This is a genomic window from Streptomyces coacervatus (assembly GCF_029223485.1).
GTDB classification, from domain to species: Bacteria; Actinomycetota; Actinomycetes; order Streptomycetales; family Streptomycetaceae; genus Streptomyces; species Streptomyces coacervatus.
In genome coordinates this window covers 17,026-38,694 of record NZ_JARHTP010000039.1, presented here as the reverse complement: position 1 = coordinate 38,694, position 21,669 = coordinate 17,026, and the positions used below count along the sequence as shown (strand labels likewise).

The 21,669-nt window shown below is 70.9% G+C and carries 21 protein-coding genes and 1 pseudogene; 10 read left to right on the top strand and 12 right to left on the bottom strand.

Features of this window, described 5'->3' with window-relative positions; translation table 11 throughout:
* From P2Q00_RS49445 to P2Q00_RS49430, 4 genes and pseudogenes are all read left to right on the top strand, one after another.
* Window positions 1-126 (top strand): annotated as a pseudogene (locus tag P2Q00_RS49445) (IS481 family transposase); the annotation flags it as partial.
* A 157-nt stretch (window positions 127-283) separates the two neighbouring features.
* Window positions 284-1,138, top strand: a complete 855-nt coding sequence (locus tag P2Q00_RS49440; protein ID WP_275781607.1) for an AraC family transcriptional regulator — start codon at window positions 284-286, stop codon at window positions 1,136-1,138.
* A gap of 66 nt (window positions 1,139-1,204) precedes the next feature.
* Complete coding sequence (locus tag P2Q00_RS49435; RefSeq protein WP_275781605.1) at window positions 1,205-1,639, top strand: VOC family protein; 435 nt, start codon at window positions 1,205-1,207, stop codon at window positions 1,637-1,639.
* 128 nt (window positions 1,640-1,767) lie between these two features.
* Window positions 1,768-3,315 carry a purple acid phosphatase family protein gene (locus P2Q00_RS49430; RefSeq protein ID WP_275781604.1) on the top strand — a complete coding sequence of 516 codons (1,548 nt, stop codon included), beginning with the start codon at window positions 1,768-1,770 and terminating at the stop codon, window positions 3,313-3,315.
* On the opposite strand, the gene P2Q00_RS49425 is transcribed toward P2Q00_RS49430, so the two are convergent.
* A complete protein-coding gene (locus tag P2Q00_RS49425) occupies window positions 3,251-3,823 on the bottom strand; it encodes a hypothetical protein (protein WP_275781602.1) in 573 nt (190 codons plus the stop codon). The two genes, P2Q00_RS49430 and P2Q00_RS49425, sit on opposite strands and share 65 nt — an antisense overlap.
* Window positions 3,824-3,995: 172 nt before the next feature.
* Here P2Q00_RS49425 and P2Q00_RS49420 point away from each other — a divergent pair, with 172 nt between their 5' ends.
* Complete coding sequence (locus P2Q00_RS49420) at window positions 3,996-5,129, top strand: S1 family peptidase (protein ID WP_425579591.1); 1,134 nt, start codon at window positions 3,996-3,998, stop codon at window positions 5,127-5,129.
* Between the two features lie 72 nt (window positions 5,130-5,201).
* Here the strand turns inward: P2Q00_RS49420 and P2Q00_RS49415 are convergent, their stop codons facing one another.
* Window positions 5,202-6,047, bottom strand: a complete 846-nt coding sequence (locus P2Q00_RS49415; RefSeq protein ID WP_275781600.1) for an NAD(P)H-binding protein — start codon at window positions 6,045-6,047, stop codon at window positions 5,202-5,204.
* Between the two features lie 169 nt (window positions 6,048-6,216).
* Between P2Q00_RS49415 and P2Q00_RS49410 the strand changes: the two genes are divergently transcribed.
* Window positions 6,217-6,585 carry a winged helix-turn-helix transcriptional regulator gene (locus P2Q00_RS49410; protein ID WP_275781599.1) on the top strand — a complete coding sequence of 123 codons (369 nt, stop codon included), beginning with the start codon at window positions 6,217-6,219 and terminating at the stop codon, window positions 6,583-6,585.
* A 34-nt stretch (window positions 6,586-6,619) separates the two neighbouring features.
* On the opposite strand, the gene P2Q00_RS49405 is transcribed toward P2Q00_RS49410, so the two are convergent.
* Window positions 6,620-7,051, bottom strand: a complete 432-nt coding sequence (locus P2Q00_RS49405; RefSeq protein ID WP_275781598.1) for a helix-turn-helix domain-containing protein — start codon at window positions 7,049-7,051, stop codon at window positions 6,620-6,622.
* 84 nt (window positions 7,052-7,135) lie between these two features.
* Between P2Q00_RS49405 and P2Q00_RS49400 the strand changes: the two genes are divergently transcribed.
* Window positions 7,136-7,990 (top strand): class I SAM-dependent methyltransferase, encoded by an 855-nt coding sequence (locus P2Q00_RS49400; RefSeq protein ID WP_275781597.1) that lies wholly within the window; start codon window positions 7,136-7,138, stop codon window positions 7,988-7,990.
* Between the two features lie 82 nt (window positions 7,991-8,072).
* Here P2Q00_RS49400 and P2Q00_RS49395 read toward each other — a convergent pair whose 3' ends face one another.
* The gene (locus tag P2Q00_RS49395) at window positions 8,073-8,978 is read right to left on the bottom strand and encodes an expansin EXLX1 family cellulose-binding protein (protein WP_275781596.1); all 906 of its coding nucleotides are present in this window, start codon (window positions 8,976-8,978) and stop codon (window positions 8,073-8,075) included.
* Between the two features lie 219 nt (window positions 8,979-9,197).
* On the opposite strand from P2Q00_RS49395, the gene P2Q00_RS49390 reads away from it, so the two are divergent.
* Complete coding sequence (locus P2Q00_RS49390) at window positions 9,198-9,908, top strand: ThuA domain-containing protein (RefSeq protein WP_275781595.1); 711 nt, start codon at window positions 9,198-9,200, stop codon at window positions 9,906-9,908.
* Window positions 9,878-10,993 carry a Gfo/Idh/MocA family protein gene (locus P2Q00_RS49385; RefSeq protein ID WP_275781594.1) on the top strand — a complete coding sequence of 372 codons (1,116 nt, stop codon included), beginning with the start codon at window positions 9,878-9,880 and terminating at the stop codon, window positions 10,991-10,993. Before P2Q00_RS49390 ends, P2Q00_RS49385 begins: the two co-directional genes overlap by 31 nt.
* Before the next feature lie 5 nt (window positions 10,994-10,998).
* Here P2Q00_RS49385 and P2Q00_RS49380 read toward each other — a convergent pair whose 3' ends face one another.
* Together P2Q00_RS49380 and P2Q00_RS49375 are read right to left on the bottom strand one after the other, a co-directional pair.
* Window positions 10,999-12,159, bottom strand: a complete 1,161-nt coding sequence (locus P2Q00_RS49380) for a PP2C family protein-serine/threonine phosphatase (RefSeq protein ID WP_275781593.1) — start codon at window positions 12,157-12,159, stop codon at window positions 10,999-11,001.
* Window positions 12,160-12,272: 113 nt separating this feature from the next.
* Window positions 12,273-13,031 (bottom strand): IclR family transcriptional regulator, encoded by a 759-nt coding sequence (locus P2Q00_RS49375; protein ID WP_275781592.1) that lies wholly within the window; start codon window positions 13,029-13,031, stop codon window positions 12,273-12,275.
* Between the two features lie 198 nt (window positions 13,032-13,229).
* Between P2Q00_RS49375 and P2Q00_RS49370 the strand changes: the two genes are divergently transcribed.
* The gene (locus P2Q00_RS49370) at window positions 13,230-13,520 is read left to right on the top strand and encodes a hypothetical protein (protein WP_275781591.1); all 291 of its coding nucleotides are present in this window, start codon (window positions 13,230-13,232) and stop codon (window positions 13,518-13,520) included.
* A 298-nt stretch (window positions 13,521-13,818) separates the two neighbouring features.
* Here P2Q00_RS49370 and P2Q00_RS49365 read toward each other — a convergent pair whose 3' ends face one another.
* The 6 genes from P2Q00_RS49365 to eboE form a co-directional block, all read right to left on the bottom strand.
* Complete coding sequence (locus P2Q00_RS49365; RefSeq protein WP_275781590.1) at window positions 13,819-14,079, bottom strand: hypothetical protein; 261 nt, start codon at window positions 14,077-14,079, stop codon at window positions 13,819-13,821.
* Between the two features lie 316 nt (window positions 14,080-14,395).
* The gene (locus tag P2Q00_RS49360) at window positions 14,396-16,357 is read right to left on the bottom strand and encodes a collagenase (protein WP_275781589.1); all 1,962 of its coding nucleotides are present in this window, start codon (window positions 16,355-16,357) and stop codon (window positions 14,396-14,398) included.
* 159 nt (window positions 16,358-16,516) lie between these two features.
* On the bottom strand, window positions 16,517-17,476 hold the full coding sequence (locus P2Q00_RS49355; RefSeq protein ID WP_275781588.1) for a LysR family transcriptional regulator: 960 nt from the start codon (window positions 17,474-17,476) through the stop codon (window positions 16,517-16,519).
* A gap of 363 nt (window positions 17,477-17,839) precedes the next feature.
* Entirely contained in the window at window positions 17,840-19,036 is a 1,197-nt protein-coding gene (locus tag P2Q00_RS49350) for a cytochrome P450 (RefSeq protein WP_275781587.1), read from the bottom strand.
* Between the two features lie 69 nt (window positions 19,037-19,105).
* Entirely contained in the window at window positions 19,106-20,482 is a 1,377-nt protein-coding gene (locus P2Q00_RS49345; RefSeq protein WP_275781585.1) for an alkaline phosphatase family protein, read from the bottom strand.
* Window positions 20,479-21,663: a metabolite traffic protein EboE gene (gene eboE, locus P2Q00_RS49340; RefSeq protein ID WP_275781583.1), complete on the bottom strand. Its 1,185-nt coding sequence runs from the start codon at window positions 21,661-21,663 to the stop codon at window positions 20,479-20,481. The genes P2Q00_RS49345 and eboE overlap by 4 nt, the downstream gene beginning before the upstream one ends.
* Between the last annotated feature and the right edge of the window lie 6 nt (window positions 21,664-21,669).

Here is a 21,669-nt window from a genome sequence, read left to right as displayed (position 1 = left end):
CAGGCTGAACGGCACGCAGCATTCGCCGGCTGGCTGCACACCTACAATCACCACCGCGGACACACCGCGCTGAAGGGCCAGCCACCCGCCAGCCGCGTTCCTAACCTCTCAGGGCAATACACCTAGGCGCTCCGCTGGAAGCGCGATGATGCTGTGTCGATATGCGGCTCCGCCGCGGGCGCGGGCCGGTGGGAGCTGATCGCGCCCACGCGGCGTTGGCGACGTCCGATACAGCACCGCGCCGCGTAGCGCTGTCCGCGTCTCGCGCAGGACAATGAACCGCATGGGCGGTGAAATCGTCGACGAGGCGGTGCGGGCGGTGCCTGCGCCGCCGCTGCGCGGGCTGGTCGGCTGGTACTCCGGCTACCGTCAGCGCGGCATCCCGCACGGCCGGCACCGGGGACTGCCGTCGCCGTGGCTGACCCTGATCATCACGCTGGACGAGCCGCTGAGCATGGCCGCGCATCCCGATCCGGGCGCCGCCCCCGGTGACTACCCCACCCTGCTGGGTGGCCTGCACCTGACGCCCGCGCTGATCGACGTCCCCGGACGGCAGTCCGGCATCCAGGTCGCGCTCAGCCCGCTCGGCGCCCGTGTCCTGCTGGGACTGCCCGCGGGAGAGCTGGCCGGAACCGACGTCCACGCCGACGACGTGCTGGGCGCGGGTGTGCGCGAGGTCCAGGACAAGGTGCGCGAGGCCCCCGACTGGGCCGCCCGCTTCGCCGTCGTCGACGACTGGCTGCTGCACCTGATGTTCCGGCACGACGGCGCCGGGACGATTTCGGCATCTCCGGTGGCGGACGCCTGGCAGCGGCTGCTGTCCGCCGGTGGTCGCCTGCGCATCGACAAGCTGGCCGCCGACACCGGCTTCAGCGAGCGGCACCTGCGCAACCGCTTCCGCGTCGAGATCGGCCTCACTCCCAAGGCGGCCGCCCGGGTCATCCGCTTCGACCTGGCACGACGCCGACTGGCCCGCCTCCCCGGCCGGCCGGACCTCGCGGGCCTGGCCGCCGACTGCGGCTACGCGGACCAGTCCCACCTCGACCGCGAGTTCGCGGCCCTGGCCTCCTGCACGCCGAGCGTCTGGCTGGCGCAGGAGTTCCGAAACATCCAATCCGGGCACCATCCGCCGGCGTGACCCTGGTGATGCCGGCCGGCCGATCCAGTCAGGCTGCCGGCTCCCGCGAAACGGAGGCGCATCACCATGACCGGTACGACCAGCACACCCGACACCGCCAAGCAGCCGCCCGCCCCGCAGGTCTGGCCCACCCTGCGCGCCCATGACGCCCGCGCACTGATCAGCTTCCTCGTCGAGGCCTTCGGCTTCGAGGAGACCGTCCTCTACGGCGACGGTGACCTGGTCGAGCACGCCCAGCTCAGCTGGCCCGAGGGCGGCGGCGTCATGCTGGGCTCCGTGCGCGAGGAACAGGAGCCCGGCACCGGACCGACGCCGCCCGGTGCCTTCAGCGCCTACGTCGTCACGGCCGACCCGGACGCCGTCCATGCCCGCGCCAAGGCCGCCGGTGCCGAGATCACCGCTGACCTGCACGTCACCGACTACGGCTCGCGCGACTTCGCCGCCCGCGACCCCGAAGGCAATCGCTGGTACTTCGGGACATATCGGGGCGAACCGCGCTGATCATGACGAGGTGAGCATTCTCACCCGGACCGGCCCGACCCGGGCCGACCTGGGAATTGTCGCCCTCCGTACCCGATACCGCCGTCGACGCCACTGCCGTCGTTCACTGCGGGCGGGCACACTTGGGCATGCGCTGCTGCCTGTCCGCTCCCCTCGCCGCTCTCTCGGCCCTGCCCGATCCCTGTCAGGTCCTGCGTTCCGGCGCCCTTCTCACCCCCGCCCTGCTGCGGACCGCCGCCGATGCCCTGCGCGGCCCGGCGGGCAGGAGCAGGCGTCACCGCGACGGTCTGGCCGCCGTCCATCTGGAACTGGTCACCCTGGCCGAGGACCGCGCCGTCATCACCTGGTACACGGGGGTACCCGGCACCGACGACGGCTTCGGCCACATGCTCCCGGCGGCCACCGAGGGCGAGGTCGTCTACGGCACCCATCCCGGCCGTCTCACCCGCGTCGCGGCGGAGGACGGGCCGGTGGCGCACCACTACGTGGAGCTCACGGATCTGGAGCCCGGGCAGACGTACTACTACCAGGCCCGTTCGCGAGGCGTGGCCGCGACGCCCACCCCGCTGCATCTCGTCCGCGGCAACGCCGTCGGCACCAACCGCCACGGGCTGGGCTCCAGCGGAGGCCCGTACTCCTTCACCACGCCGCAGCCGCCGCCGGGGCGGCATCTGCTGTCGATCGCGCTCTGCAACGATCTGCACCTGGGCGAGACCACCGCAGGTCTGGTGACCGGCATCCCCCTGATGCGCGGGATCACCCAGGAACTCGGCCGCGCGCCGTATCCGGAGATCATGAGCCGGGCGGTGGTCGAGGAGGCTCGCCTGCGCGGGGCGGACGTGCTGCTGGCCGCCGGGGACATCTCGGCCGGCGGCGCGGCGCAGGACCTGGCCCAGGCCAGGCAGATCCTGGACGGTTTCGGCACCCACGGGCAGGACTACTTCGTCGTACGCGGAAACCACGACAGGCCCGGGCACGGCAACTGCCGTTCCTGTGACGGCGGTTGCGGGGACTCCTTCCGCGACGGGTTCCTCGACGGCGACGGGCCGTCGTATTTCGCGCGTGACCTCGGCGGGCTGCGGATCGTCGGACTCGACACCTATGAGAAGGACGGCAACGGCGCCGACTCGGGCGGCCTCGGCGCCGAGCAACTGGCGTGGTTCCAGGCCCGGTTGAGGGAGAACAAGGACCAGCCCACCGTGGTCTTCGGCCACCATCCGCTGGCCGTGCGGGACTCCGTCTTCCCGGTGACCGGCGGGCAGCGCCTGGGCCGCCGTCAGGCCCGCTCCATCCTCGACGCCTACGCGAACTCCCCCGGTGTCTTCCTCCATCACGCGGGCCACACCCACCGCAACAAGCGCACCGTGCTGCCGCAGGCCCCGCACGTCACGATGCAGGAGGTCAGCGCGGTCAAGGACTATCCCGGCGGCTTCTGCCTGCTGCGGATCCACTCGGGCGGGTACGCCGTGAACCACTACAAGGCCGGCGATGTCGCGGCCCGCGAATGGGCCGAGCGCAGCCGCCGGGTGGCCGGCGGCCTGTGGCCCCACCACGCCCTCGGCCGCTCGGTCACCGACCGCAACAGCATGACCGCCCGCGATCTGTCGGGCATCAGCCGCCCGGCGCCGAGCCTTCCCGCCCAGCGACAGCCGCACACCGTACGTCCACTGCTGTGAGCGCCAAGGCCGGCGGCCCTGGCGCCAGGAACGCAAGCGGCACCAGCACCCACGCGCACACACCGGCCGTCGCCGCCACGAGCAGCACCAGGCCGCTGCCGCCCAGGTCCCGTACCGCGTCCCGGGCGGCCTCGCGCAGGGCGGTCGGCCAGTGGTCGAGGGACTCGGGGCGGGCGCGGGCCCGCAGGGCGACCAGGGTGACGCATGCGCCGATCCCGGCGGCCGTCACGGCGAAGAGGGGTGCCCCCGGCAGCCCCGCGCCCGCCAGCGCCAGGTCCACGGCGAACAGCAGCGCACCCGCCAGGGCGGCGGCCCCTGCCATGAGGTCGCCCACCCACAGGCGCCGCCGCAGCAGGGCGAAGTAGCGACCCGCGGTGGCGGGCCGGTCCTCCCGCGCACCCCGCAGCACCGCGCAGGCCGTCGACACTGCGGCGGGTGCGGTCAGCAGCGGCAGACAGGCCGCGGCGGTGGCAAGGCCCACGCTCAGCACGTCGGCGAACAGGGTCATGCGCGGCCCGACACCCTCATCCCACACCCCACTTGAGATTGGTATGGACCTCCCTGCGATCCCCGGCTAGGCTCTGCCGCGCATGAAGTGAGAGCGCTCTCAACGTTCTGCTGTTCCACCCCCACTTTGCTGGAACAACGAAGGGGCCACTCCCTTGAGACGCACAACAGCCATGCGCACAACCCTGTCCGCACTCCTGCTGCTCGGCAGCTGGGCCACCGCGAGTTCCGTGCCGGCCTCCGCCGCGGACTCCCCCGCACGCTCCGCCGAACCACCGGCCTCCGCCGGACTCCTCTCCGCAATGCGGCACGACCTGGGCCTGACGAAGAGCCAGGCCATGGCGCGCCTGGCCGCCGAGAAGACCGCTACGGCCGTGGAACGCAAGGCCGAGCGCGCCGCCGGACCGTCCTACGGCGGCTCCTGGTTCGACGCCGCGAGCGGCAGGCTGACCGTCGCCGTCACCCGCGGGGCGAACGCCGAGGCCGTACGCGCGACCGGTGCGACCGTACGCCTCGTGCGGCACAGCGCCCGACAGCTCGACGCGGCGAAGGCACACATCGACGCGCTGAAGGCGCCTGCCGGCGTGGGCAGTTGGTACGTCGACGTCAAGGCCAACAAGGTCGTCGTGAACGTCGTCGCCGCAAACCGTGATGACAACGATGTCCGCGCGTTCCTGGCCCGCGCTCGCCGGGCCGGCCCGGTCACAGTGCAGCAGACCGCCGCCGCACCGCGGACCTTCGCCGCCGGCACGGTGGGCGGCGACCCGTACTACACCGGCAACGTCCGCTGCTCCATAGGCTTCTCGGTGTACGGCGGCTTCGTCACCGCCGGGCACTGCGACCAGCACACCGGCGCGGTGTACGGCTGGGACCACTCCTACGTCGGCGACTTCCAGGGCTCGTCGTTCCCGGACAACGACTACGCCTGGGTGAGCGTCGGCAGCGGCTGGTGGACGGTACCGGTGGTGCTCGGCTGGGGCACGGTCTCCGACCAGCTCGTCCGCGGGTCCGCCGAGGCCCCCGTCGGTGCGTCCATCTGCCGCTCCGGCTCCACCTCGCACTGGCACTGCGGCACCGTCCTGGCCAAGGACGAGACGGTCAACTACAGCCAGGGAGCGGTCCATCAGCTGACGAAGACGAGCGTCTGCGCCGAGCCCGGTGACTCCGGCGGCTCCTTCATCAGTGGCGACCAGGCTCAGGGCGTCACCTCCGGAGGTTGGGGCGACTGCACCTCGGGCGGCGAGACCTGGTACCAGCCCGTCAACGAGATCCTCAACCGGTACGGGCTGACGCTGCAGACGGCCTGAGTGCCTGCACTGCCGCAGCCGAGCGGGCTTCGCCGGGGTATGCCCGGCGGAGCCCGTTCCGGCCGGGACGGCTCACCGGAAGGCGGCGATGTGGTTCTGCGCCCAGTCGGCGAACGTGCGGGGTGCGCGGCCGAGGACCTGCTCGATGTCGGGGCTGATGCGCTGCTCGGCAGGGGTGGGCTCGCCGAGGATGTCGAGCGTGGTGTCGACCACGGGCTCGGGCATGAACTGCACCATCTGTGCGCGGGCCTCGTCGCGGGTCTGCTCGACGAAGCGGACCGGTTCGCCGAGCGCGTCACCGATGGCCTCGGCCTGTTGGCGGGGCGTGGTGAGGGCGGGCCCGGTCAGCTCGTACGTCCGTCCGGTGTGGCCGTTCGTGCGCAGAGCCGCGGCAGCGACCTCGGCGATGTCGTCCGGGTCGATGGTGGGCAGGCCGATGTCCGCGAAGGGCGCGGCGATCGCGCGCCGGGTGCGGACCGACTCGGCCCAGGCGTAGGTGTTGGAGTTGAAGCCGCCGGGCCGCAGGATCGTCCAGTCCAGGCCCGACTGCCGGACGGCGTCCTCGATGGCCTGAGCCGTGCCGCCGTGCGAGGCCGACTGCGGCCGGGTCGCGACTCCTTGGGAGGACAGCAGCACGACTCGCCCGATGCCGGCGGCCTTGGCGACATCGAGGATGTCCCGCGGGCTGAGCAGATGGGCGCTGGGGCCGCCGTTCTGCAGGAACAGCGCCTCGGCGCCGTCGAACACGGGCCGGAGGCTCTCCGGATCGGTCAGGTCCGCCTGTCGGTGCCGGACGCCGTGCGGCGAGTCCGCGGCCGAGACGGACCGGGATGTCCCGGTCACCTGCTCACCGCTTGCTGCGAGGGTCTGCACAAGTGATCGGCCGACGTTGCCGGTCGCCCCCGTCACTACGATCATGGACAACTCCCTTGTCGATTCGGTGTGTTGCTACTGCCCGAGCGGGCCGGAGAGCCGCGAAGTGCTGCTTTCCCGGCGCCCTTGGAGACGCTAACACCGCCGGTATAGTAGGTACCTAGAGGAAAGTGACTACCCCGGGAGGATGCGCATGGCAGTCAAGGAGATGCGGATGGCATCTGCCGCGACCGATCCGGAACTTGCCTGTCCGATCGGCCCGGTCGTGGACATCGTGTTCAGCCGGTGGACCACACCGATCCTGTGGAGCCTGCACGCGCACGGCCGGCAGCGGTTCGTCGAGCTGGAACGGCGCATCGCGAGGATCACGCCGAAGGTGCTGACCCAGCGGCTGAGGCAGCTGGAGCGTGACGGGCTGGTCGTGCGCACCTACCACCCGGAGGTCCCGCCCCGGGTCGAGTACGAGATCAGCGAACTCGGCCGCAGCCTCGCCCCGCTCTTCGCGCATCTCGCCGAATGGGCCGCCGACAACCTCGACAAGGTCGAGCAGTCCCGGCATGACTACGACGCCGATTCGGCCTGACGGCGCTCGCGGCCCGAAGTTGTCGCGAGCGGTCTCAGGGTGACCGCGGAGCCTGCTTCCCCGGTACGGCGACGGCGCCGGACGCGGCTGCATCGAGGAGGCGGCGGAACGTGGGGCACTCCATGTGGCTCGGTGCGGGGCAGGCCGCGGCGTGCCGCAACGAGTCGCGCAGGACGCCGAGTTCACGGATCCTTCGGTCCAGTTCGGCCGCCTTGTCCGCGAGCACCTGGCGGTCGATGCGCGGCTGCCCGTCCGGCGCGAACATGCGGGCGATCTCATCGAGCGAGAAACCGGCGGTACGCCCCAGCGCGATCAGCGCCAGGCGCTCCAGTACGGCGGGGTCGTACTGACGGCGCAGGCCCCGCCTGCCGCTCGCGGCGATCAGCCCCTTTTCCTCGTAGAACCGCAGTGTGGAAGCGGGAACCCCGGCGCGCTGCACCACCTCGGCGATGTCCAGGTCTGTCATCCTCTTTACCTCAAGTCGACTTGAAGTGGCACGGTGTCATCCCGGCCCCAGGAAGGCAAGCAGCGGCCGGCAGAGGAGGCGATCATGAGCAGTGCGCGCAGGGCGGACGACGATCAGGCGGCCCGGTGGAAGGGGCCTGCCGGCCACGCCTGGGTCGCAGGGCAGGCGGTGCTGGACGAGATGTTCCGGCCGTTCGAGGAGATGCTCGTCGAGGCGGTGTCGCCGTTGCACGGAGGCCGTGTGCTCGATGTCGGCTGTGGCACCGGCGGCACCACGCTGGCCGTCGCGCGGAAGCTCGGCCCGGAGAGCCGCTGTGTCGGCGTCGACATCGCCGAACCGGTGATCACCGCGGCCCGGGCGCGCGCCGAGCGGGAGGGGGCGCCGGTGTCCTTCGTCTGCGACGACGCGCAGGAGCACGCGTTCCGGCCCGGCGCCTTCGACGCCGTCATCTCGCGCTTCGGCGTCATGTTCTTCAGCGACTCCGTCCGGGCCTTCGCGAATCTGCGGCGGGCATCGAGGGACGAGGCCGTGCTTCGGTTCATCGTCTGGCGCGGTCCTGCGGACAATCCGTTCATGACCACGGCCGAACGTGCCGCGGCACCGCTGCTGCCCGACCTGCCCGCCCGCCGGCCGGACGAGCCGGGACAGTTCGCCTTCGCGGACCCGGACAGGCTCCGCGGCATCCTGACGGAGAGCGGCTGGACCGGGATCGACATCCGGCCGGTCGACGTCGAATGCACCTTTCCCGAGCGGGAGTTGGTCCCGTACTTCACCCGGCTCGGTCCGGTCGGCCTGGCCCTGCCCGGGACGGACGAGCAGACCCGGGCGCGGGTCGTCGAGACGGTCCGGGCCGCGTTCGATCCCTATGTGCAGGGTACGGAAGTCCGCTTCACGGCCTCCTGTTGGACGGTCGGCGCACGGGCGTCGGCTGTACGCTGAGCGGGTCCGGCGAGGTCCACTGCGGTACGGCAGCGCCCTGAAGGGGCGAGCCGCAAATCGGCACAGCCGGCGGAGCGCGTAGTCAGTGCTCGGCGAACTGGACCCCGGTCGGCTGTGCCACGTTCGGCCGGATCGCGATCCCGCTGACGGTGAGTTGTTCGCCGTAGATGTCGGTGATCCGGATCGGGCCGCCGCAGCCGCTGCCGTCCTCGGAGAGGAAGTAGTTGTAGTCGGTGCGCGGCAGTTGACGCCGGCCGCTGCCGGTGCCGACCTCCAGCCGGGCCAGCGGATTGCGGTGGCCGATCACCTGGATCCCGCACCAGTAACGGGTGGATCCGGTCTTGTACCGGATCGAGATCGTGCCGGCCGCGCCGGGGCTCGCCAGCTTCCATGTGATCGGGATCCGGCCGGCCGAGGGGGCGGCGAGTTTCGCGAACGCCTGGGCGCTGAGGTCGATCTGGCCGGGTGCGCAGTCCCCCGGGCATTCATTGGTGATGCGGATCGTGATGGAGGCGCCGTTGGCCGCGCGGACCTGCACATAGGCTCCGCATGCCTTGGCCGTCTCGTAGTCGGTGTGGTTCATCGCCCCGGTCATGACGTCACCGCTGGGGTCGTACAGACAGGCCCCCGAGCCGTCCGCGTCGTAGAAGGTGGCGACGCCTCGGTAGGTGACGCCGGGGCGTATGCGTCCCGCCAACGGAGCTGCTGCGGACGCCGTTTGCGGGGTGTTGGTGGCGGCGGGCTTCGCGGACGCGGTGCTCGTACGCCCGGGCGACTTGTGCGGGGTGGCTTCGGGCGACGGCTTCACCGGTGCGTCGCTCGCGCGGCGGGACGCGGTCGGGGACCCGGAGGGGGCGTTCGACCGGGTGCCGGCGGCGGGGGTGGCGGCGTGCCCGGCGTCGGTCTTGTGGTCGGGCAGGAGCACCACGGCCAGGGAGACGACGACGAGTGCCGCGGCCGCCGACAGGAACAGCCACCGTCTGTGCACCGGACCTCCTTGGGGGCCGCCGGCCGTGGCCCGAGTGACGGGAGCAGCGATCGTGCCAGACCCGGCGGCACGGCGACAAGCCCGGATTTCCGGTCCTGGTCGGGCCGGGGACGGGCCCGGCGTGCGGACGCGAAAACTTTCGCGCCTCCGGCAATCCTTTGCCGCGCGCGGGCGACCGGCGCATAGTGAGAGCTCCGTACGACGCGGTGAGGGAACACGATGCAGCGGAAGAAAGCCCTGGTGGTCCGAGGCGGATGGGAGGGGCACCAGCCGGTCCGGGCCACGGAGTTGTTCCTGCCCTTCCTCGAAGCCGGCGGTTACACGGTCCGGGTCGAGGAGTCGACCGACGTCTACGCCGACGGCGCCGAGATGGCCGGCACCGACCTGGTGGTGCAGTGCATCTCGATGTCGGAAATCACCGCCGAGCAGTTGTCGGGACTGAGCGCGGCGGTCGCGGCCGGCACCGGTCTCACCGGCTGGCACGGCGGCATCGCCGACTCGTTCCGTGCCTCCACCGACTATCTCCACCTGGTGGGGGGCCAGTTCGCCTGCCACCCGGGCAAGGAGCCGTGTGAGCGTCAGGGGGAGGCGGAGGACAGCTTCCTGCCGCACACCATCGACATCACCGAGCTCGGCCGCGAGCACCCCGTCACCGAGGGCCTCGATGACTTCGAGCTGTGCACCGAGCAGTACTGGGTGCTCCACGACGACCTGATCGACGTCCTGGCCACCACCACGCATCCCGCGCGCGCGTGGCAGCCCTGGCAGCGGCCGGTCACCTCACCGGCGATCTGGACCCGGCAGTGGGGCGCCGGGCGGATCGTGGTGACGACACCGGGGCACAGCCTGGACGTGCTGGAGAACCCGAACGTCCGCACCGTCATCGAGAGAGGCATGCTGTGGGCGACGCGCACCGCATCGGCCTCGTAGGTCTCGGGGTCATCTCCCGCGCTTATCTGGACACGCTCCTCGGCCATCCCGCCGTGCGCGTCACCGCGGTCGCCGACCTCGACGCCACGCGGTCGGCCGCGGTCGCCGCCGAGCTGTCCGGCGTGCAGGCGCTGACCGTCGAGGAGTTGCTGAGCAGCCCGGACGTGGACACGGTGCTGAACCTGACCGTCCCCGCGGCCCACGCCGAGATCGCTCTCGGCGCGATCGGCCGCGGCAAGAACGTCTACGGCGAGAAACCGCTGGCCGCGACCCTCGCCGACGCCCAGGCCGTCATGGCGGCCGCCGCGAAGGCGGGAGTGGGCGTGGGCTGCGCGCCGGACACCGTCCTGGGCACCGGCATCCAGACGGCACGGGCGGCCGTGGCGGCGGGGACGATCGGGCGCCCCCAGTTCGCCTTGGCCGTCATGGTCACCCCGGGCCACGAACGCTGGCATCCCCACCCCGACTTCTACTACACCGCCGGGGGCGGCCCCCTGCTCGACATGGGCCCGTACTATCTCGCGTCCCTGGTCCATCTGCTGGGTCCGGTGCGTGCGGCGATCGGGGCGGCGGGGCGGCTGCGCACCGAGCGGGTCATCGGTTCCGGTCCGCGCGCGGGCGAGCGGATCCCGGTCGAGGTGGACAGCCATGTCTCCGGTGTGCTGGAGCATGTGGGCGGTGCCCTGACGACGCTCACGACGAGCTTCGACGGCGTGGCCGGCACGGCCGCGCCGATCGAGGTGCACGGCGAGACGGGCACGCTCACCGTGCCGGATCCGAACGGCTTCGACGGCGAGGTGCGGCTCTTCGAACTCGGCGGCACCCAGTGGCGCACGCTCCCGGCGTCGGCAGGCTATGTCGGCGGCGCACGGGGTGTCGGTCTGCTCGACTTCATCGCCGCCGACGGGCAGCGGGCGCCTCGCGCGAGCGGTGAACTCGCCCTGCATGTACTGGAGACGATGACGGCCCTGCTGCGCTCGTCGGCGGAGGGGCGGCGCATCGAGCTGACGACCTCGGCACCGCCGCCCGCCCCCGTGCCGCTCACGGCCGCCGAGGAGTGGCAGGGACCCGCCGCCGGCCGGTGAAGCCGTCAAGCAGCTTCGGAGGCCAGGTCCCTGCCGCCGGGCCCGGCCTCGGACGCCGCTTCGGTGAGGGCCGGTTTGCGGATCAGGAGCAGCGCCGCGTCGTCGTGGAGCCGGCCGCCCACATGGGCCAGCAGTTCGTCATGGAGGGCGCCGAGGGTGCGGGCCGGGTCGTCGGACACATGGCGCGCCAGGCCCTCGTCGAGCGGGTAGAACTCGCGGCCGCGGTCGCGGGCCTCGGTGACGCCGTCGGTGTAGAGCAGCAGCTGATCCCCGTCGGCGAAGGGCAGCACCTGAAGGCCTGGGGTGTGACCGGTGAGGGCGCGCAGCCCGAGGGGCGGGGTCGGCTGCGCGGGCTCCACCGCCGCGACGCCCCCGTCCGCGCGGACCAGCAGCGGTGGCGCATGTCCGCAGTTCACCACCTCCAGCTCCCCTGCCCCCGGGTATCCGGCGACCACGGCGGTGACGAAGTCGTCGCTGCCGAGATTGCGCGCGAGACTGCGCTCGATCCTGTCGACGACGGTGAGGAGATCGGGCTCGTCCCAGGCGGCCTCGCGGAAGACTCCGAGCACCAGCGCGGCAGTTCCCACGGCCTCCAGCCCCTTGCCGCGCACATCGCCGACGATCAGCCGCACCCCGTACGGAGTGGGGATCAGCGCGTAGAGATCACCGCCGATACGGGCCTCGGCCGCCGCGGCGCTGTAGCGGACGGCCACCTGGAACGGGCCGACGGTCGCCGGAACGGGCTTGAGCAGCGCATGCTGGGCCGTCTCCGCGACCGAGCGGACGGCGGCGAGCACCCGTTCGCGGCGCCCGCGCAGCGCGCTGGCCAGGCCGCTGGCCAGGGTGACGGCAACCAGGGCGGAGAGTACGGCCGCCAGTTCGCCGTCCGGGACACCGTTGCGGGTGCCGAGCGTCGCGGCCAGCACCGCGGCGAGGAGTCCGACGCAGAAAACACCGCGCGGCCCGTTGGTGGTGGCGGCCAGGGCGGGCCCGGCGGCGAGCATCGGCAGCCAGGTGATCCCCGCTCCGCCGGCCAGGTCGGCCAGCACGATCACGGAGACGATCAGCACGGGCAGGACGGGTGCCCCCGCGGCCAGTTGCGCGACGGCGCGTCTGAGCGACCGTATCGGCCAGTGGTCGCCGCCATGGTCTCGGGCCTGACTCATGTTTCGTCTGCAGTCCTCACCTGTGTGGGGCACGTCGGTCCGGGGACCCACTGCTGAAATGTCTCTTTCATCCAGGAAACGGGGTCGGAGCCTGCGTCACAAGAAGGGGATTTTCAGATAGTGAGCGACAGACTCCTGGTCACCCGGCTCGCGGTCGGCAGCAGCCGTGCCAGGACCTCCGGCAGCCGGGAGAGCCGCTCCGCCGGCATCGAGACGCCGAGCGAGCCGAGGATGTCGCCGCTGTAGACGGGTACGGCGACGCAGACGGTGCCCAGGCTGTACTCCTCCAGGTCCGTGACGGCCGGGGCCATGGGTGAGGAGTCCAGCCGCCGGAGCAGTTCCGGCAGGCTGGTGATGGTCCGTGGGGTGAGGTCGGCCAGGTGGTGCCGGGAGAGGTAGTCCTTGCGGGCCTCGTCGTCCAGTTCGCGCAGCACGGACTTGCCCAGCGCGGTGGCGTGCCCCGCATCCTCGAACCCCACCCACAGGTCGACGCGGGGCGCCCGGGGGCTGTCCACGATCTCGGCGACCCGGATCTCGCCGTCCTCGTAGAAGGTGAGATAGGCGGCGGTCGCGAATTCGTCCCGCAGTGCGGCGAGCGTGGGGCGGACCCGGCTGAGCAGTGCCTGTCCACGGCTCATGGTCTGCAGCGTCTGCAGTCTGTCCCCCAGGACGAAACCGCCGTCGCCCAGCTTGCGCAGGTATCCGTCGTGGACCAGCGTCCGCAGCAGGTGATAGGCGGTGGCCAGGGGCAGCCCCGTTTCACGTGCCAGCTGCTTGGCCGGCGCGCCGTTCTCGTGCGCGCTCACCACCTCCAGCAGCCGGAAGGCCCGCTGGACGGAAGTGATCAGCGTGGGGCCGTCTTGCGCACCCATGGAACCAGAGTGCGTCAGGCGCACAGTGCGGGCAAGGTGAGCACCACAGGGTAAATTCCCCGGCCATCGACCAGGGTAGTGAGGATTCCCCGAATTCGGCGCGCCTCCGGATGTTCGATGGATATTTCTTATTAACCTCCACAACTGAACGAAGTCGATCTATCGCAGGTCGCATCCACTTCACTCCACGGAGATGACATGCACAAGCTTCGCAAGGCTGCCGTCCTGGTCGCCGCCCTCGGGACCGTCGGACTCGTGAGCGCCGGCACTGCTCACGCCGACCAGGGCCACGGTGGGGGCGATGGCGGCAAGACCGTGATGCAGAGCACCACCTGCAGGTCACACGACCTGAACCTGGATGTCCTCGGCCAGGTCGGCCTGCTCAACGGTCTGCTGGGCGGCGCGCTGAACGGCGAGGGCAACGAGGGCGCACAGGACACCTCGCTGGGCTCGAACATGGGCTGCAACAACAGCGTCGGCGGCAAGTAAGGAATGACCTGACCTCGGTGCCCCGGCCACGAGCCGGGGCACCGAGGTTTTCGCATGGCCGGAAAGCCGAAATGCCGGATCGGGAGCCACCCCGGTCCGGCATTCGTGAATACGGATGGTTTCATCACTGTCGGTTGTCGGAGGTCTTTCCATCGCGAAGCCCAGGGGCACAATCGAGGCCCGGACGCCCGTACCGTTGATCGGCGTGCGCCCGAGCCTTGGAAAGGGTGGAAATTGCTGCAGCCCGGGCGCACACCCGCATGGGTTTCTGCGCGACCGGGCTGCTTTTTCTGCTTGGTTACTTCTCGATTGATTCCTTGGAGGGGGCAACGAACGGATCGATGAACCGGTTGAGATCCAACTCGGGCAGTACGTATTTGGGGGACCCCTCCGGCGTTGCCTTCTTGGCGCCTTCCACCGGTGCGAAGTGCCACTGCGGGGAAACCTCGGCGCCCTGCCGCGGCCCATCGGCGTCGTCGGCGAAACCGACACCGGCGCCGAGCATGGACAGCCCCGCCACCGCTGCGGCTACGGCCGCAGCGCGCTGAAACTTGCGCATGGTTTGACCCTTTCTCACCTGGGCGCGAAGCCCTGGATTGACTACTTAATGTGAGCATATACATGCACTAAGTAGTAATTTGGGATCTTGGGTGCGTCCATACTCCATTTCGGCGCGCGGCGCACCCGCGGGGGTCCGGCATTTCGCCCCGGGGTGCCGTGTCCACCCCGCCGTACGCCGCCCAGGCGCAGGCCACCGACCCGTCCGGCCCACATCGGTCATGCGCTAGACCTTCTGGGGGGCGGGCGTGTCGGCCGGTCCTCACACCACCCCGCACCCGGCCCTCCCGCGGGCCGGGTGCGGGGCATCGGTTCGGCTACGGGGTCACGGCGTGCGCACCCCCGGCCCGGCCGGGCGTGGAGCACGCGCCGGCGGCGCATGCCGTGAGCCACTGGTCGAAGTCGGCGTCGTAGCCGGTGTTGATGTCGGAGTTGTAGACGGCGTATCCACCCGCGTAGTCGCCGACGCGGAATCGGGCGAGCATGCGCTGGATGTCCGCGGGGTGGTTCTCGAACATGTAGCGGACCGCGAGATAGCCCCAGGGGTATGTGCGGGTCACGTTGCTGTTCGCGTAGGTGCTCTGGAACAGAGTGCTCAGCCGGTAGGTGTGTTTGCCCGCCTCGGTGACCGCCTGCTCGTCGGTGATGCCGCGGTAGCCGTAGGAGACGTATTCGGCCAGGCCCTCGATCCACCAGATGTCCGGCACCGTCGTCTGCTGGGTGAAGTCGCCCTTCATGTCGTAGCGGGCGTCGAGGATGTGCGTGTACTCGTGGTTGAGGTTCCAGATGCGGGCCGTGAAGCCGTCCTCGGAGTCCTTCTGGTACATGATCGAGAGCGGCTGGTTGGCGGGGTCGGTCGGGTTTCCTGTCAGGGTGATGCCGCCGTTGTCCGTGCTGACGCCGTAGATCGCCCCGGCGTAGGTCTGGTAGTCGGCGCGGTGGGCGAAGACGACGAGCTGCGCGGTCGACAGGTACTGGCCCGGTATGGGGCCGTCGTCCTTGACGAGGCCGTTGAAGTACGGGTCCTGGTCCCGCAGGTTGGCGCAGACGGCGTCGAGGTCGGCGGAGCTGAGCGCCTGGGCTCGCACGGTGTGGGTCGCGTCGCAGGTGTGGGTGATCGGCAGCGCGGCGTCGGTCAGCCGGCCGGGCAGGTTGCAGATGTCGTAGTAGGAGCAGTTGGGCCGGTCGTAGTAGTCGGCCTGGGTGGCCACCGCGACCCACAGTCCGGCCGTGGGACCGGTGATCTTCGATGCGTTCAGCAGGTCCTTTGCCAGGGGCTGGACCGTGGCGCGCAGCGTGGTGTGCTCGACGTAACGGGCAAGGTTCATCCCGGCGTTGGAGTCCAGGTAGGCGCGGTCGGTGCCGAGCTGGTCCAGGTGACCCAGCGCGAAGGTGTGAAGGGTCTGGACGACGCTCGGGTCGGCGGTGACCGCGTTGACGTAGTCCGGGTTCCAATTGCCGCGCCAGAGCGGGGTGTAGACGTCGTTGACGGCCGTGACCATGCTGGCGACGGTGTCGTAGGAGCTGTTGTAGGCCTTGAGCAGTCGCTGATAGACCGCCAGATAGCGGGCCTGCTGGTCGGCGCTGTCGGTGAGGATGACGCTCTCGCCCAGTACGTCTCCGTTCGCCGCGGTGACGTCCCGGGAGTGCCGGTTGGCGAAGAAGGCGTCCAGGCCGCGGGTGGTGGCCTGGGTCAGGGCTGCGCCGTAGGGTCCGACGTCGGCGGGGTTGTTGAACTGCACGTAGTAGCCGGCCCGCAGGAACAGGACGAGCTGCCACACGCCGGACGAGTTGTCGCCCCGGTAACGCTGCGCCTCCCGTGTGAACGCCTTCGCCACGGTGACCATCTGGGGCTGGCGGAAGATGTCGCGGGCGTTGGTGCCGGTCACCGCGAACAGGGTGTTGACGCAGTCCGTGGCCGAGGCCTCGACGAAGGCGACGAGAGCGGATCCGGTCCGGGATCCGAAGTCGGCCGGGCTGCACGCGGCCCGCTTCGGCGGCGCCTTCTGTTCGGTTTTTGTGGCGGGCCGGGAGGGCGTCGGTTTCAAGGGGGGCAGCTGGGCCGCAGTGAGCGGTCGGTCCTGTACGGCCGGGCGGTCGGTGGTGGCGGTCGAGCCGGTCGGCGGCGGAGGCGGCGCCTTCCGGGACGCGGTCATGGGGGAGGTGCCGTGCCGGGCGGGGGGTGCCGCGAGTGCCGGCGTCGACAGCAGGCCCGCGAGGGTGACGCCGACGGCGAAGGTGGCGGCCGCGCGTCTGGGCAGCGCGAAGAGGTAGCGCATCTCTGGACTCCTCTGCGGATGGATGCGCCTCGGTTGGGGTGCTGAGGCGTGTGAGGCACCTTCTCAGCGATGACTGCCCCCAACAATGGAATGTGACATAGCACCTTGCAGTGACCTGCCATAACACCCGGACCCGACTACCCGCCGCCTACACCCGGACTACGCGCCGCTTGCCCGCCAAGTACGCGCGGCCCACGCCGTCAAGTGCGGTGACCGCCCGGCGAGTTCACGGTAGGCGGAGGCCGCGGAGTGGAACAGCGCATCCGCCGTCTCCTCGGCAACGGCGTCGTGGCGCCAGGCCAGCACATAGCGGCACCACAGTGGCGTACCGGTCAACGGTCTGATCACCACATCCGGGATCGGTCGCAGCGTCGCCTGTACGACGGAGACTCCGAGGCCGTCGGCGATCATGCTCTGCAACTGCAGCTGGTCACCGAGGAATTCGTGTACGGCGACCGGCGAGAAACCCGCCGCCGCGCAGGCCGTGTAGAAGACTCCTGGCCAGCCCGCTCCGTCGTCCGGCGTAAGGAACCAGGCGTCATCGGCGAGATCCGCAAGGGAGACCTGAGCGCGGTGTCCGAGGCGATGGCGTGCGGGGAGCGCCACGAACGTGGGCTCGGTGACGATCCCTCGGTGCGTCACCGTGTCCGCATGCTTCAGCTCCATCCCGGGGTAGTCCGCGGCGACGGCCGCGTCCACCGCGCCGTCCTCCAGGAGTTCGACGATCCGCGAGGAGGAGTACACGCTGCTCACCGCGAGCGTGACGTCCGGCAGCCGGGCCCGGACCCGCGACACCATGCCCGACAGCACCGGGGAGTTGGTCGCCGCCACCCGCAGGGTCCTCCGGGTGCCCGCGGCGTCGGCGGGCGGGCGGTATCCGATCGCTGCGGCGCGGGCCAGGACGTCGCGTGCCTGGGCGACGACCTCGACGCCGTACTGTGTCGGCATCACCCCCGTTGCCCTGCGCTCGAACAGCGACTGGCCGAAGTGGCGCTCGATCCGCCGGAGCTGGGTGCTGATGGCGGGTTGCGAGTAGCCGAGCTCCGAGGCGGCGCGGCCCACGCTTCCCGCATCGGCGATCGCGCACAGGACGCGCAGATGCCGAAGCTCCAGCTCCATCCGTCCACTCCCCTGCCGCCGTGGACAGGAAGCGTTCCATCGCGCGGCCCCACGCACAAGACGCAGGTCAGCCACCCTCCAGCACCAGGGGACCGGCCTGTGAGCTACGTCGGTGGCGGCTGCGATTCAGTGGTCGCACTCTCCTCCTCGGCCCTGAGTGCCGTCTGGGTCGCCTCACGCTGCTTCTTCAAGGCGAGTTCCCTGGCCGTCTTTTCCGAGTGCAACCTCATCTCTGCCTCTGTCCGGAGATCGAACACCATTGCCTCCTTTACCGCACAACCAATATCTCTTTGCCTTCACATTACCCTACGGGTGGGGGTGAAGTCACGGTCAAATCACCCTTGTGCACGGACAGTTGAGGCATCACCAGGCCACCGGCAGCTCCCGCACGCCGTGGATCGCGCGACCCTCGAAGGCGTATCCCTCCGCGGCGGCGCCGGTCAGGCGGAGACCCGGCAGGCGGTTCACCAGCATGGGCAGCGCGATCTGGAGTTCGGCCCGGGCCAGTGACTGCCCGAGGCAGTGGTGCAGGCCGTGGCCGAAGGCGAGGTGCTGTCCGGCGTCCCGGGTGAGGTCGAGCGTGTCCGGGTCGGCGAAGACCGCGGGGTCCCGGTTGGCCGCCTGCAGCGCGACCACCACGCCCTCGCCGGCCCGGATGGTGACCCCGCCGACCTCGACGTCCTCCGTTGCGATGCGGCGCAGGCCGATGTGGACGACGCTCAGGTAGCGCAGGAGTTCCTCCACCGCGCCCGGCACCAGGTCCTCGTCGGCGCGCAGGGCCGCGAGTTGGCCGGGGTGCCGCAGCAGTGCCACGACGCCGAGGGAGAGCATGCTCGCGGTCGTCTCGTGGCCGGCGATGAGCAGTTGGACGAGCAGACCGGCCGCCTCCGCCGGGGTGGCCTCGCCGGTGGCGACCCGTTCGGTGGCGAGTTTGCTCATCAGGTCGTCACCCGGTTCGCGCGACTTGGCGGAGAGGAGTTCCTGCAGATAGCCGAAGAGCGCCGCCCAGCCGGCCCGCATCGCCTCCGGTCCGGCCGAGACGGTGGCGAAGGCGGCAGCCTGCCGATGGATGAAGTCCCGGTCCGCGTAAGGCACCCCGAGCAGTTCGCAGATGACCAGGAGGGGCAGCGGCAGGGTGAAGTGCTCGACGAGGTCGGCGGGCTGCTGCTGTTTGACCAGGCCGTCGAGGAGGTCGCCGGTGATGTTCCGGATGGCGGGCCGCAGTTGCTCGATGCGGCGGAAGGTGAACTCCGGGATGAGCATACGGCGCAGCCGGGTGTGGTCGGGCGGGTCCATGGCGAACAGCTGGCCGGGGGTGCGCGGCGGTGGAGTCGGCTGGAGCCCGGGGAAGCCGGGCCGGACGTTCTCCGAGCTGAACCGCGGGTCGCTGAGGACGGTACGCGCGTCCGCGTGCCGGGTGACGAGCCAGGGGTGGGTGTCGCCCCACAGGCTGATCCTGGCGAGGGGCCGTTCCGTGATCCAACGCCCGTATTCGGCGGCGGGATCGAGGAGGGGACGGTGGCTGGGCAGGGGCGGAGGCGAGGGGTCGGTCGCGTGCATGTGGGGGGGGCTCCAGTGATCAGGCGGACAAGTTCAGGCAGACGGGTTCAGGCAGACGGGTTCAGGTGGTCAGGGCGCAGTGATGCCGGCCAGGTCGAGGAGGAGGTCCTTGACGTCGGTCGCGTCGATCTCGTCGCGTGCGGGACCGGGCCGCGAGCACAGCAGGACGGGGGTGTCCTGCGGGTCGGCGGGCAGCCGGCCGTGGCTGCCGCGGACGCCGGAGGGGTCCAGCGGGACGGTCCGGATGCGGTAGCGCAGGCCGAGTTTCTTGCGGGCGACCTGGGTGGCGGCGCGGGCCTTCACACCGGGCACGGTGGGGTCGTAGAGGAGTTCGGCGGGGTCGTATCCGGGTTTGCGGTGGATCTCGACCTGGCGGGCGAAGTCGGGGGCGCGGTCGTCGTCCAGCCAGTAGTAGTACGTGAACCAGGCGTCGGAGTCGGCTACGGCGACCAGCTCTCCCGAGCGTTCGTGATCCAGCCCGTTGGCCGCCTTGCCCTCGGTGTCCAACACCTGCTCCACGCCGGGGAGTTCGGCGACGATCTTGGCGACCGCGTCCGTGTCGGCGGGGTCGCGGACGTAGACGTGGGCGATCTGGTGGTCGGCGACGGCGAAGGCGCGGGAGGTCGACGGGTCGAGGTATTCCATGCCGTCCTGCGTGTGGACCTCCAGCAGCCCGGCCTCGCGCAGGGCGCGGTTGATGTCGACCGGTCGGGAGGCGGGTGCGATGCCGTACTCGCTGAGGATGACGACCGTGGCGTCCTCGCGCCGGAAGTGGTCGAGCAGGGGGCGCAGGGCGTCGTCGAGCCGACGTGCCTCGCGGGCGGAGGCGCGCGAGCCGGGGCCGGAGCGCTGGGGCTCGTAGTCCAGGTGCGGTACGTAGACCAGGGTGAGGTCGGGGCGGTGCTCGTCGAAGATCTGGCGGGCCGCGGCGAGGATCCACTGGCTGGAGGGCATGCCTGCGTTGGGTCCCCAGTAGGTGAACAGGGGGAACGGGCCGAGTCTGCCGGTGAGTTCGTCGTGCAGGGCGGGTGGGCGGGTGTAGCAGTCGGGTTCCTTGCGGCCGTCGGAGTAGTAGACCGGGCGCGGGGTGACGGTGTAGTCGACATCGGCTCCCATGGCGTACCACCAGCAGATGTTGGCGACCTTGAAGCCGGGCTTGGTCCGGCGCGCGGTGTGCCACAGTTTCTCGCCGCCGACCAGTGCGTTGTGCTGACGCCATAGGAGGACTTCGCCCAGGTCGCGGAAGTACCAGCCGTTGCCGACGATGCCGTGTTCCGAGGGCGGTGCGCCGGTGAGCAGGGTGGACTGCACGGAGCAGGTCACGGCGGGCAGCACGGTGTTCAGGCGGGCCTGGAAGCCCTGTCGGGCAACTGCCGAGACGGCGGGCATGTGGCGGAGCATGCGGGGGGTGAGGCCGACTATGTCGAGGACGACCAGTCTTGTCATGAGACGGGCTCCGTTCGGGTGAGGGGCTTGAGGCCGAGTTCCTCGAACCGGTCGCGGGTCCAGGCCAGTTCGGCGGCCAGGCCCGCGACGAGGCCCTCGCGGTCGTGCGGCCGCAGATGTTCGGGCAGGACGGACCAGGTGTAGGTCTCGACCTCGATGTGGTCACAGAGAGCCTGCGGGCCGCCGAGCAACTCGCCGAGCGCGGCGGTGAGTTCGGGTGCCGTGGTGCGCAGTGGCGGTTCGGGCTGGGCGTGCAGCGGGGCGTGGAAGTGCACCCGCCAGGGGGAGCCGGGGTCCAGGCCGCCGGCCAGGGCCTCGGGGAGGTCGTCCACGCCCGTGACGGCACCGCCGGGGGCCGTACGGGTCTGGTGCAGGAAGCATGGTTCGGCGAACCGGGCGAGCGCGCGGCGCGCCCCCGGGTCGGCGGGGTCGTCGGCCTGGAGGGCGCTGGACGCCTGCACCTTGACGACCGGGAGGCCGGCGTCGGCGAGGCGGCGCAGGGCCGCTGCCGGTTCCTCGAACTGCACGGCGAGATGGCAGGTGTCCAGGCAGATCCCGAGCCGCTCGGGATCCACTCCCCCGAGTTCCCGGGCGGCCTGGACGGTGTTCTCCACCAGGCATCCGGGTTCGGGTTCGAAGCCGACCCGGATCGTACGGCCCGACTCGCGCTCCAACTCGGCCAGTTCGGCGGCGAGTTGGTCCAGGGCGCGGCGGGCGGAGTCACGTCGGTCCGCGGGCCAGGGGGTGCGCCAGGCCAGGGGGAGGGTCGAGACACTGCCGCGCCGTATGTCGTCGGGGAGCAGTCCGGCGAGCACCCGGGCGCAGTCCACGGTGTAGCGCAGGCGGGCGGGGTCGCCCCAGTCGGGCAGGTAGACGTCCTTCTTGACCACCTCGCGATGGAATCCTCCGTAGGGGAAGGCGTTGAGGGTGACGGTCTCCAGGCCGCGTGCGGTCAGTTCGGTACGCAGGCGGCGTACGGCGTCGGGCCGGGCGGAGAGTTCGGTGACGACGTCGCGGGCCAGCCACAGGCCGATGCCGAGCAGGCCGGCGTCGAGGGATTCCCGTACGGGCTCGGCGTAGGCGGCGAGCTGGGCGACCACTCCGTCGACGTCCTCGGCCTGGTGGACGTTGCTGCAGTAGGCGAGGTGGACGGTCGTGCCGTCGGCGTGCTGGAAGCGCAACTCCGG